This is a genomic window from Clavibacter lycopersici, assembly GCF_003576405.1.
Classification (GTDB): domain Bacteria; phylum Actinomycetota; class Actinomycetes; order Actinomycetales; family Microbacteriaceae; genus Clavibacter; species Clavibacter lycopersici.
Genome location: NZ_QWGT01000606.1, coordinates 1 through 289 on the forward strand (window position 1 = coordinate 1; position 289 = coordinate 289).

1 pseudogene is annotated in these 289 nt (G+C 77.5%); it reads left to right on the forward strand.

Annotation, left to right across the window (positions count from 1 at the left end):
- A pseudogene (locus DZG00_RS16760) lies at positions 1–289 on the forward strand (DMT family transporter); the annotation flags it as partial.

A 289-nucleotide genomic window follows, 5' to 3' on the forward strand; every position in this document is an offset into this window, starting at 1 on the left:
CGACGCTCGTCGGCCCGCTGCTCGGGCTGCGTGTGCGCGGCGCGCAGTGGGCCGGGCTCGCGCTCGGCGCCGTGGGCGTGGTGCTCGTGGTGCGGTCGCAGGCGGGGGCGGCGGATGCGGATCCGGTCGCGTACCTGCTGCCCGCCGCGGCGATGGCGTGCCTCGTCGCGGGGACGTTCCTCGAGCGGCGGTCGCACGGTCGGCCGCCCGTGCTCGTGACGCTGACCGTGCACGTCGTCGTCACGGCGGTCGCACTTCTCGTGGCCGCGGTCGCGACCGGCACGCTGGT